Raw genomic sequence first — 11,690 nt, 5'->3', positions numbered from 1 at the left:
ATGCCCAAGGCGTGGCTGCGCGACGTCGTCCGGCAGCGCGGGTTCGACCCCGCCCCGGAGTTCACCCTCGACACCGCGAAGGCGGCCGAGGCCCGCCAGGTGCCGGTCGAGGACGTCGAGAAGGCGTTGACGGTCGAGGGCTCGCACGACGGGCTGGTGAGCGCGGCCCGCGAGCACCTCGCCGGGCGGCCGAACACCCTGGGCGCGGCGGCGGTCGCGGCCGCCGCGAAGACCGGCCTGCCGGCGGTGCACGCGTGGCTCGCCGATCACGGGCCGGCGTTCGCCGCGGTCGCGGTCGTCCAGCGCATGGGCATGGCTTTCACGCAGCACTACGACCGCTCCTTGGGCACGTGGACCGAAGCCTGCCTGCGGCAGCTGGGCGAGCCGTTCCGGACCTCGGCGACCGATCCGGAGGGCCAGATGCTCACGGCCGTCCGGTACGCGCTCGCCGTCGCGGACGACGCCGGCCGCGCGGCGGCGGAGGCCGCGCTCGAGGAGCTCGGCGACTCGCCCGGTGCGAAGGGGCTGCGGTCGTACCTGCTGCCCGAACGGGCGGACTGGTTCGCCGAGGCCTGCGCGGAGCACCGCAGCTCCAACCGGTGGTGGATGCTGCCGTGCAGCGCCCGCACCGCGGAGGACTTCGAGAAGGCGGACGAGTCTCTCAACGACTCCGCGTTCCTGCTCTACACCGCCCTCTACGTGCTCGGGCCGGCCGGCGCGCCCCGGCTCGCGGCGGAGCTGGAGAACGACAGCTACTACCGGCGCGTGGACGGCCGCAAGCAGGTGCTGAAGATGCTCGCCGCGCTGCCGACCGACGAGGCGTTCACGATCCTGCTCGACCGGCTGGACCAGAAGTTCGTGCGGCCGGCCGTGCTGGCCGCGATGGCGGCGTTCCCGCGGCGCGCGGCCCGGCTGCTGGCGGAGCGCGCGACCACCGACGCGGAGGTGCGGCGCCTGCTGCACGCGCACCTGCAGTCGCACCCGGACCTCGAGGTCTCCGACGAGGTCGCCGCCGTGCTCGCCGAGTCCGAGGCGGCGATCGTGCCGGACGCGACCGCGGACCAGCTGCCACCGCTGCTCGCGAGCCCGCCGTGGCTCAGCCGCAAGAAGCCGGTCAAGCCCGTCGTGCTGACGGACGTCCCGGCCGGCGGGTCGTCGGTGGTGTGGCAGCCGGGCGAGCGCGAGGAGTGGCTCGAAGCCGCCGTCGAGTGGAAGCACGACCACCACGACTGGAAGAAGCTGCTCGAGAACTACCACGCGGGCACCATCGGCTACTACGACAACGACCTGTTCCTGCTCGCCCCCGACGAGGTGCTCCGCCCGCTGCTCGCGGACTGGAAGCCCCGGTACAGCTACGGCGTCGACGAGTGGGGCAAGGACATCGCCGCCCGCTTCGGCCTCGACGCGGTGCCCGCGCTGGTGCGGCTGGCGCAGTCCGGCGGCACGACGGCCGGCGTGGTGCTGCTGCCCTTCGCCACGCCCGAGGTCGCGGCCGTGATGGCCGACTGGTTCGCGCGGACCAAGCAGGCCCGGCGCTGGGGCGTCGAGTGGCTGTCGCGCCACCGGGAGCAGGCCGCGCGCCTGCTCGTCCCCGCGGCCTCGGGCAAGGCGGGCGCCGCGCGCCGCAACGCCGAGACGGCCCTGCGCCACCTCGACGGCATCGGCGTGGACGTGCGGGCCGTCGCGGTGGAGTGCGGCGCGGAGGCGGCGATCGACGTCGTGCTCTCGGTCGACCCGGTCGACGTGCTGCCCGCCAAGCTGCCGGTGATCGGCGAGTGGGCGGACACCCGGCTGCTGCCGCAGGTCCTGCTGGCCGACCGCCGGCACGCGCTGTCCGCCGAGGCCGCGAGCCACCTGCTGATGACGGCGGCGCTGTCCAAGCCGGGCGAGCTGTACGCGGGTCTGCCGGTGGTGCGCGAGGCGCTCGACCGCGACTCGCTCGCCACCTTCGCCTGGGCCGTGTTCCAGTCCTGGCTGCAGGCGGGCGCGCCGTCGAAGGAGGGCTGGGCGCTCAGCGCGCTCGGGTGGTTCGGCGACGACTCGACGGTGCGCGCGCTGTCGCCGCTCATCCGGGTGTGGCCGGGCGAGAGCCAGCACGCCAGGGCGGTGACGGGGCTCGACGTGCTCGCCGACATCGGCACCGAGGTGGCGCTGTCGCACCTGAACAGCATCGCGGAGAAGGTGTCCTTCAAGGGCCTCAAGAACAAGGCCCAGGAGAAGGTCGAGCAGATCGCCGCCGAGCTGGGCCTGAGCCGCGACCAGCTCTCCGACCGCCTCGTGCCGCGCCTCGGCCTCGACGACGCGGCGACGCTGGTCATCGACTACGGCACCCGGCGGTTCACCGTCGGCTTCGACGAGCAGCTCAAGCCGTTCGTGCTCGACCCGGATGGCAAGCGCCGCAAGGACCTCCCGAAGCCCGGCGCGAAGGACGACCAGGACCGGGCACCGCTCGAGCACAAGCGGTTCGCGGCGCTGAAGAAGGACGTCCGCACGATCGCGTCCGACCAGATCCAGCGCCTCGAACGGGCGATGGTCGACCAGCGCACCTGGACCGCCGAGGAGTTCCAGACCGTGCTCGCCGGCCACCCGCTGCTGTGGCACGTGGTGCGGCGGCTCGTCTGGACCACCGACGGCGGGCAGTCGTTCCGCCTGGCCGAGGACCGCACGCTCGCCGACTCCAACGACGACGAGTTCACGCTGCCCGCCGAGGCCGTGGTCCGCGTCGCCCACGCGGTGGACCTGCAGGGCGAGGCGTCCGCGTGGGGCGAGGTGTTCGCCGACTACGAGATCCTGCAACCCTTCCCGCAGCTCGGCCGCCCGGTCCACCTCGTGCCGGCCGGCGACCTGCTGCCGCGCCTGAAGAAGTACTGCGGCACCCCGTACCCTATCGGCAAGCTCCTCGGCCTCACCAAGAAGGGCTGGGTCCGCGGCACGCCGCAGGACGCCGGCGTCGAGTGCTGGATGACCCGCCCGTTCCCCGGCGGCGGAGCGCTCGTCGTGTCCCTGGAGCCCGGCATCGCCGTCGGCGCCATGGACGTCTTCCCCGAGGTCGCGTTCAGCGACGCGTGGTTCTCCCCCACCGGCCGCGGCGACTGGTCCGCCCCGCGCGACGCCCCCGCCGTCCTCGACGTCGACCCGATCACCACCTCCGAGCTCCTCTCCGAACTGGAGTCCCTGCAGTCATGACCAGCACCCAGACGATGCAGCGCCCGCCCGCCGAGGTCCGCTTCGCCGACGAGCTCGCGCGGCTGCGCGACCGCGACACCGCGCCGAAGCCGCCCGGCTGGGCGCTGAGCCTCGCCGCCGCGCGCCGGTTCGTGGTGGGCGACGAGAAGTCGCGCATCACCAAGAAGTTCGTCGGCGACCCGTCCCTGGTGGACCGGGCGCTCGTCACGCTCGCGACGAGCCGCGGGCTGATGCTCGTCGGCGAGCCGGGCACGGCCAAGTCGCTGCTGTCCGAGATGATCGCGGCGGCGGTCTGCGGCGAGTCGACGCTCACCATCCAGGGCGGCGCGGCCACGACCGAGGACCAGATCAAGTACTCCTGGAACTACGCGCTGCTGGTGGCCGAGGGGCCGTCACCGCGTTCGCTCGTGCCGGCGCCGATGCTGCGCGGCATGGCCGAGGGCAAGGTCGTGCGGTTCGAGGAGATCACCCGCTGCCCGCTCGAGGTGCAGGACTGCATGCTGTCGATGCTGTCCGACCGCGTGATGGCGATCGGCGAGCTCAGCGGCCCGGACGGCATGGTGTTCGCGCGGGACGGGTTCAACGTGATCGCCACGGCGAACACGCGGGACCGGGGTGTCAACGAGATGAGCGCCGCGCTCAAGCGCCGCTTCAACTTCGAGACGGTGTTCCCGATCGCCGACTTCGACACCGAGCTCGCGCTGGTCGAGCAGGAGGCGGCGAAGCTGCTGGCGAAGTCCGGTGTGGAGCTCGCGCCGAAGCGGGACGTGCTGGAGGTCCTCGTGCGGACGTTCCGCGACCTGCGGGAGGGCACCGACCGGCTCACCACCGTCATGAGCACGGCCGAGGCGGTGTCGGTCGCGCACGCGGTGGGCCTGCGCGGCTGGTTCCTGCGCGGGGAGACCGGGACGGCCGCCGACGTCGTCGAGTGCCTGGCCGGCACCGCGGCGAAGGACAACGCCGAGGACCTGGCCCGGCTGCGCCGCTACCTGGAGCAGCACGCGGCACGGCGCAAGGGCAAGCAGTGGCAGGCGCTGCACCAGGCTCGCCACCTGCTCCCCGGCTGATGGGGGCCGTGTTCGTCGGCGTCCGGCACCACAGTCCCGCCTGTGCCCGGCTGGTCGCCGCCGCCATCGAGGAGCACCAGCCCGCGTACGTGCTGATCGAGGGGCCCGCCGACTTCAACGAGCGCCTCGACGAGCTGCTGCTCGGCCACGAGCTGCCGGTCGCGCTGTTCAGCTACTCGGACACGCACGCGTCGTGGTCGCCGTTCTGCGACTACTCGCCGGAGTGGGTGGCGATCACCGAGGGCCGCCGCCACGGCGCGGAGGTCCGGTTCATCGACCTGCCCGCGTGGCACGAGGCGTTCCGCGACGTCAGCAACCGCTACGCCGACGCGGAGCTGCGCTACGCCGAGGTGGTCGACCGGCTGTGCCGGGAGTTCTCGGTCGACAACGTCGACGTGCTGTGGGACCACCTCTTCGAGTGCGAGGAGGACCCGCGGGGCATGGCCGAGTACTTCGACCTGGTGCGCGGCACGGCGACCGCGGACGACGGCGACTCGGCGCGCGAGGAGTACATGGCGCGCTGGGTGCGCGCGGCGGTGCGGGACGCGGGCGACCGGCCGGTCGTGGTCGTCACCGGCGGCTTCCACACGCCCGCGCTCGAGGCCATGCTCGACGGGCCGGCGGACTGGCCCGAGGTGCCGGAGCGGGAGAAGGGCGCGAGCTACCTCGTGCCGTACTCCCACGCGCGGCTGGACGCGTTCACCGGGTACCAGTCGGGCATGCCGTCGCCGGGCTACTACCAGCAGGTGTGGGAGAACGGCCCGCGGCAGGCGGCCGACTGGCTGGTCGAGTCGGTGGCCACGAGGCTCCGCGCGAGGCAGCAGCCGGTGTCCACGGCCGACCTGATCGCCGCGCACACCCAGGCGGGCGCGCTCGCCCGGTTGCGCGGGCACGCGAACCTGGCGCGCACGGACGTGCTGGACGGCCTCACCAGCGCGCTGATCTCCGAGGACCTCACGCAGCCGCCGCCGTGGTCGCGGCGCGGCACGCTGCAGCCCGGCGCGCACCCCGCGCTGGTCGAGATGCTCGGCGCGCTCGGCGGCAGCAGGGTCGGCAGGCTGCACCCGGGCACGCCCTCCCCGCCGCTCGTCGGCGCCGTGCAGGACCTGCTGCGCGCGCACGGGCTCGACCGGGAGGGCAAGGTCTCGCTCGACCTCACGGACGCGGAGTCGCTGGAGCGCAGCAGGATCCTGCACCGCCTGCGGGTGCTGCGGATCCCCGGTTTCGAACGCACCGCCGGGCCGTCCGAGGGCGCGGCGCCGCGGCTGGACGAGCAGTGGACGCTGCGCCCGGCCGAGGAACGGCTGGCGGCGCTGATCGAGGCCGCCGAGAACGGCGCCACGCTCGAGGAGGCGGCCGGGGTCGTGCTCGAACGCCGGTCCGGCGGCGCGGGGCTGGACGAGCTCTCCGCCGTGCTGTTCGACGCGGTGCTGTGCGGGATCTCGTCGTTGTCCGGCAAGGTGAAGGCCTCGCTCAACGAGGGTGTCCGCGAGACCGGCGACCTGGGCGCGCTGGGCCAGGTGCTGAGCGGCGTGCTGGGGCTGTGGCGGCACGACCGGCTGTTCGGCACCCGGCGCGACCCGGTGCTGGGCGGCGTGATCGACGCGAGCACGGCCAGGGTGCTCTGGCTGGTCGAGGGCCTGCACGGCGGCCCGGCGCCCGCCGACCCGCAGCGGCTCAAGGCGATGGCCGCGACGAGGGACGCCGTGCTGCACGCGAAGACGGCGCTGTCGCTCGACGTCGCGGACGTCGCCGGGGTCGCGCTGCGCGTGAGCAACGACGTGCAGGCGCCGCCGGACCTGCGCGGAGCGGCGCTCGGCCTGGCCTGGACGCTCGGCACCCAGCCGGACGTGCGCAAGGTCCGCGGTGTCGAGGCGCTGGGCGACTGGCTCGCCGGGCTGTTCGCGGTGGCGCGCGAGGAGGTGCTCGCGAGCCCCGACCTGGTCGGGGTGCTCGACGACCAGGTGAGCGCGATGACCGAGGACGAGTTCCTGGTCGCGCTGCCCGCGCTGCGGCTCGCGTTCAGCTACTTCCCGCCCCGGGAGAGGGAGACGATCGCGGCCACCGTCCTCGACCACCGCGGTGTCGGGGGCAGTGCCCGAGGGGTGACGAAGCTGACCGCGGACCCGATGGTCGTCGCGGAGGCGATGGCGCTGGAACGGCGCGTCGACGCGCTGCTGGTGAAGGGAGGCCTGGCATGACTGACCTGGAGCGCTGGCGGCTCATCCTCGGTGAACCCGCGTCGCGCTGCACGGGCGGCCTGCAGGGCGAGGCGGCACGGCGGGACGCGGCGATGGAGTGGCTCTACGGCCGCGATCCGGGGCTCGCCGAGCGGGGCGTGCGCAAGGGCGGCAGCGAGGACTCGGTGCTGCAGACCGTCGACTGGCTGGACGAGGTGCACCAGCTCTTCCCGCGGGAGACGATCGAGCGGCTGGAACGCGACGCGGTCGAGCGCTACGAGATCACCGACGTCGTCACCGATCCCGATGTGCTGCAGCGGATCGAGCCCAACCCGGCCCTGCTGCGCGCGGTGCTGCGGACCAAGCACCTGATGAACCCGGCCGTGCTCGCGATGGCCCGCAAGATCGTCGAGGCGGTGGTGAAGCAGCTGATGGAGAAGCTCAGGACCGAGGTGCGCACGGCGTTCAGCGGCACGAGGTCGCGGCGGCCGAGCATCCACAAGAACTCGCGCAACTTCGACTTCCGCTCCACGATCAGGGCGAACCTCCAGCGCTACCAGCCCGATGAGCGCAGGCTCGCGATCGAGCACCCGAAGTTCGTCTCCCGCACCAAGCGGCACGTCGAGCAGTGGCAGGTGGTCCTGCTCGTGGACCAGTCGGGGTCGATGACCAGCTCGGTGATCCACTCCGCGGTCACGGCGGCGTGCCTGTGGGGCCTGCCGGGGCTGCGGACGCACCTCGTCGCGTTCGACACGAACGTGGTCGACCTGACCTCCGACGTGACCGACCCGGTCGAGCTGCTGATGAAGGTGCAGCTCGGTGGTGGCACGGACATCGCGCGGGCCGTGGCGTACGGGGCGGGGCTCGTCGACAGCCCGCGCCGGTCGATCGTCGCGATCATCAGCGACTTCTACGAGGGCGGCGACGCCGAGCACCTGGTCCGCACCGTCAAGGGGCTGTGCGAGCAGGGCACGCACGTGCTGTGCCTCGCGGCGCTCGACGAGGAGGCGAACCCGGACTACGACCGCGGGCTCGGGCAGCGCCTCGCGAACGTCGGCGCCCACGTCGGCGCGATGACGCCGGGAGAGCTCGCCGAGTTCGTCGCGGAGAAGCTCCGGTGACCCGCCCCGACCTGCTGGCCCTGACCCCGGACGCGCTCGCGGCGCTGGCCAACCGCGGTCTGGTGAAGCGCGCCGTCAAGGAGCTCGACGCGGGGGTCGTCCCGGCGCTGGAGACCGACGCGGCCGGTGCCGTCCAGGGCGAGTTCCCGGACGGCACCACGACGACGCTGCCGCCGGGCGTGGCGCTCGAGGCGGCGCCGTGCAGCTGCGGCGCGTCCGGCGTGTGCCGGCACCGCATCGCCGTCGTCCTGGCCTACCAGCGCACGCAGGACTCGAGCGCTCCCGCGGAGCTGTGGTCGCCGGGAGCGGTGACCGACGACGACCTGGTGGCGTTGATGGGCGAACGCACGCTGCGCCGCGCGCGGCGGGCGTTCCAGGCGGGCTACCGCGCGAAGCTGCGGCGTCCCACCGCGCAGGACCAGACCGCCCAGGCGGAGCTGCCGACCTGCACGGTCACGTTCCTCGTGCCCGGCGACCTGTCGTACGTCCACACCGACGCGGTGAACAGGGAGGAGGCGACGGCGCTCGCGGTGTGGGCGTTCCGGGAGGCTGACGCGCAGGGCGCCGACACCGTCGACGTGGGCGGCTCGCCCACCACGGCGGCGGACCTGAGCGCGGTCGCCGACCTGCTCGACCAGCTGCTGCTCGACGGCGCGACGAACGCGAGCGAGGTGCTGGACGTCGCGTGGCAGCGCCTGCACCGCGACCTGACGGCGCAACGGCTGCACTGGCCCGCCGCGGTGATCACCGACCTGCTGGCGCAGCTGTCGGCCTACCGCCGCCGCAGTGCCGACTACGAGGCGGAGCGGTTCGCCGCGCTGCTGTCCGAGCTGCACGCGCGGATCACCGCGACCGGGCACCGCGCCGAGGTCCTGGGTCCGGACGAGCCGGCGGAGACGGCGTTGCGGCGAGTCCGGCTGACGGCGCTCGGCGCGCGCGTGCGGTCCGAGACCACGGCGGACGTGTACTTCGCGTCGGGCGACGTGGTGCTGGTGCAGCGGGACACCCCCCTGCGCACCGGTCAGCGCCTCGCGGCGTCGAACGTCGTGTCGGAGTCGGCGACCCGCAGCGCGAGCCGCGTGGTGGCGTTGAAGACGAGCAGGGTCGCGAAGACCTCGCTCACCCCGGTCGGCACGGCGTGGGACCACCTGCCGCAGGCCCTGGTGGTCGACGACTACGGGGCGGCGGCCGCGCACCTCGCGGACCTGCCGCCGCGGCAGGTCCGCGCGCGGGTCGAGGCGGAGCTGGTGCGCGCGGTCCGCGTGACCGAGGTGTCCGACGTGGCCTACGACCCGGCCGCGCAACGCCTCACCGCCACGCTGCACGGCCCGTCCGGGGACACGTGCGTGCTCGAGGCGGACCACCGGGCGGTGGCGCCGGGAGCGCTCGACGCGCTGGCGGCGGCGTTGCGCGCGGGACCGACGGCCGTGACCGGCTCGATCCGCCGGCACCGCGGCACGCTGGTCGTCGACCCCTTGGCGGTCCGCACGGAGGAGGGAGTGGTGGTGCTCGACGTGGCGGCGGACACCTCACCGCAGCCGCTTCCGCCCGGTGTCACGGCGTCGGACCCGTTGAGCGCGGCCGTGGACAGCGCGCTGACCGTGCTGGCCGAGGCCTCGCACCGAGGCCTCGACCACCTGACGGACAGCCTGCTCGCCCGCGTGCGCGAGGTCGGCGCGCACCTGCGCCGCACCGGCCTGGGCACGGCCGCGGACCGGGTAACGGCGTTCGCCGACGCCCCGGCCGCGCCGGCCTGGCTCGCCGCGCACCTGCGGTTGCTGGTCACGGCCGACACCCGCTGAGAGGACCGCCGACGTCGGGTCGGCGCGCTGCGACAGCGCGTACGACTCGGCGGCCTCGGCCACCCGCCCGAGCCGTTGCAGCACGAACCCCCGGAGGTGGGCCGCGCGCGCCGCACCCCAGCCGCCCAGCGCCACGCCCCGGCCGTAGGCCTCCTCCGCCTCGTCGAGCAGGCCGCACGCGGCCAGGGCGTCGCCGCGCAGCGCCCACGTGCGGTCGTCGCCCGCGCTGAGCTCGACCAGCCGCTCGGTGTACGTGGCGGCGCGTTGCGCGAGGCCGACCGAGAGGTGGGTGCGGACGAGGAAGCAGTGCAGGGCGTAGGCCTCGTCCGCCCACGCGAGCCGGTCCACCTCGGACTCCCCCTGCCCGTGCGAGGTCAGGCTCTCGAGCGCCCGGCCGAGCACCTGGTGGGTCTCGCTGATGTCGTGCCGCGCGAACGGCACCGCGGCGATCGCCCGGTGCAGCCGCGCCCGGTGCAGGGCGCCCGCGAACCCGTGCTGCGGGAGCTCCGACGAGGCCTTGGTCGCGAGGGCCGCGGCGGCCCGCAGCGAGGTCGAGTCGGCGCCGCGGGCGGCGTTGCGGAACACCACGTGCAGCGCCAGGTCCCGGCGGGTGGCGGCGGGCAGGCCGGACCGCGCGCCGCGCAACGCCATCGCCTCCACCGCGGAGGCCGGGAGGTGGCACCGCAGGACGGCGAGCTGTTCCAGCGCGAGGTCCGGCGACAGCACGTGCGTGCGCGCGTCGATCACGCTGAGCCCGATGACCGAGGCCGCGCGCTGCGGATATCCCAGGCGCAGCAACAGGTCGCAGGCGAGGCGGCGCTCGGCCGGGCGCAACGAGCCGAGCGTGCGCTCGTGCACCCGCCACCACAGCTCGGAGGCGAGGTCGACGGGGAACGTGGTCATGTCGGCGCCGACGCCGTCGAGCCGGCCCCAGCTCGCGGCCGTCAGCAACCGCAGTGCGGCCGAGGGCGGCGGTTCGAACCGCGGCACGGTGCCGGAGGTGCCCGCGACGAACGCCCCGGCCATGGCGTGGGTGATCCGCGCGTGCAGCGCGGAGGAGGGAACGGGCGCGGCCAGTCCCGCGTAGACACCGCAGGCCACGGGGACCCCGGCGGTGCGCAGGGCGCGCAGGCGGTCGGCCAGCGCCCGCGGGCTCGGGTCGGTGCGGTACCGCGGCATCGCGGTCATGCGGGCCTCCCTCAGTTGAGCAGTTCCCAGCCGCGCCGGGTCAGCCGGTGGCGGACCGACCGGCCGTTGCGGTGGGTGGAGACGAACCCGGCGGTGCGCAGGGCCGTGGCGTGCTGGGACGCCGTCGGCAGGCTGATGCCGACGTGCTGGGCGAGTTCGGTGGTGGTGCGCTCGGAGGTCAGGGCGCGCAGCACGAGCGTCCGGGTGCGCCCGAGCGCCACCTCCAGGCTGCCGCCGCTCGGCCGCGGCGCCGCCACCGGGTAGAACAGCAGCGGCTGCGGTTCGGCGAACAGCGACACCGCGGGGCGGGTGAGGCCGTTCAGCACCGGGACGATCAGCATTCCCGTGCCGTGCAAGGAGATCTCCGACTCCCACGACAGCTCGACGTGCAACGCGGGCGGGGTCCACGAGATCGACGGGTGCAGGCAGCCCAGCAGGGCGCCCAGGCCGCGCGCGAGGGCTTGGGAGGACCGCAGCCGCACCTCCGCGTCGAACGCCTGGCGCGTCTGCCCCCAAGCCGGCCCGAGCAGCTCGCGGAACCCGGCGGTGAGCGCCGCCTTCAGCTCCTGGCGCGAGGCCGGCGTGCCCGCCGCGTAGGACCGCAGCCACGGCGAGGTCGTGCCCAGCGTGCTCGCGATCTGGTCGCGCACCCGAGCCGGGGGCGCGTCGAGCACCTGGCGCACGGCCTCGTCGAAGTCGGGGCGCGCGGAGTCGAAGAAGTCGGGGACGAACCGTCCCGGGCGGACGAGTTCGGCGAGCGGGCGGATCCGCGGCAGCAGCAGGCGGTCCCAGGTGCCGCCGTGCACGGTGAACACGAGCTCGTACATCGGCAGCGGCGCGGCCGCGAACCGCGTGCGCGCGAGGTCTTCCACCTCGAACAGGATCGTCAGCCCGCGTCCTCGGGGCGCGGATTCGGACAACACCATCGGCATAGCGCATCCCCCCGGAGTGCCACCACTTCCGACGGTACGCAGATTTCGTTGTCCGGTGTCAGAACCGCGCAGGTGGACAACGATCGGTGGACAACTTCAGACGAGTTGCGCGGTGAACTCGAGCAGCAGGTCACGGATCTGCGCGTGCTTTTCCCGCGCCTCTCGCCCACGCCGCGGGAGATCCGCGAGCATCACTCGGTCGAGTGCACGGGAC

6 protein-coding genes are annotated in these 11,690 nt (G+C 74.2%); 5 read left to right on the top strand and 1 reads right to left on the bottom strand.

The window, feature by feature from the left end:
* The 5 genes from ACFWGZ_RS20790 to ACFWGZ_RS20770 all read left to right on the top strand — a co-directional run.
* Positions 1-3,186, top strand: a 3,186-nt coding sequence (locus ACFWGZ_RS20790; RefSeq protein ID WP_382453186.1) for a DUF4132 domain-containing protein, incomplete at its 5' end; no start/stop codon positions are given.
* Positions 3,183-4,253, top strand: coding sequence for an AAA family ATPase (locus ACFWGZ_RS20785; protein ID WP_382453185.1), 1,071 nt, complete (start codon positions 3,183-3,185; stop codon positions 4,251-4,253). The genes ACFWGZ_RS20790 and ACFWGZ_RS20785, both read left to right, overlap by 4 nt.
* Positions 4,253-6,454, top strand: coding sequence for a DUF5682 family protein (locus ACFWGZ_RS20780; protein WP_382453184.1), 2,202 nt, complete (start codon positions 4,253-4,255; stop codon positions 6,452-6,454). Before ACFWGZ_RS20785 ends, ACFWGZ_RS20780 begins: the two co-directional genes overlap by 1 nt.
* The gene (locus tag ACFWGZ_RS20775; protein WP_382453183.1) at positions 6,451-7,554 is read left to right on the top strand and encodes a VWA domain-containing protein; all 1,104 of its coding nucleotides are present in this window, start codon (positions 6,451-6,453) and stop codon (positions 7,552-7,554) included. Before ACFWGZ_RS20780 ends, ACFWGZ_RS20775 begins: the two co-directional genes overlap by 4 nt.
* Positions 7,551-9,356: a hypothetical protein gene (locus ACFWGZ_RS20770; RefSeq protein WP_382453182.1), complete on the top strand. Its 1,806-nt coding sequence runs from the start codon at positions 7,551-7,553 to the stop codon at positions 9,354-9,356. The genes ACFWGZ_RS20775 and ACFWGZ_RS20770 overlap by 4 nt, the downstream gene beginning before the upstream one ends.
* 1,199 nt (positions 9,357-10,555) lie before the next feature.
* Here ACFWGZ_RS20770 and ACFWGZ_RS20765 read toward each other — a convergent pair.
* Complete coding sequence (locus ACFWGZ_RS20765) at positions 10,556-11,470, bottom strand: ArsR/SmtB family transcription factor (protein ID WP_382453181.1); 915 nt, start codon at positions 11,468-11,470, stop codon at positions 10,556-10,558.
* Positions 11,471-11,690 lie beyond the last annotated feature (220 nt).

The sequence above is a fragment of the Lentzea sp. NPDC060358 genome, from assembly GCF_042725365.1.
In the GTDB taxonomy this organism is placed as follows: domain Bacteria; phylum Actinomycetota; class Actinomycetes; order Mycobacteriales; family Pseudonocardiaceae; genus Lentzea.
The sequence above is the reverse complement of the archived record's forward strand: the minus strand, read 5'-3'. Positions and strand labels throughout refer to the sequence as shown.

Bases quoted from the DNA above. Each gene is read 5' to 3' on its own strand.
- ACFWGZ_RS20785 (WP_382453185.1), top strand. From the start codon at position 3,183: ATGACCAGCACCCAGACGATGCAGCGCCCGCCCGCCGAGGTCCGCTTC.
- ACFWGZ_RS20780 (WP_382453184.1), top strand. From the start codon at position 4,253: ATGGGGGCCGTGTTCGTCGGCGTCCGGCACCACAGTCCCGCCTGTGCC.
- ACFWGZ_RS20775 (WP_382453183.1), top strand. From the start codon at position 6,451: ATGACTGACCTGGAGCGCTGGCGGCTCATCCTCGGTGAACCCGCGTCG.
- ACFWGZ_RS20765 (WP_382453181.1), bottom strand. From the start codon at position 11,470: ATGGTGTTGTCCGAATCCGCGCCCCGAGGACGCGGGCTGACGATCCTG.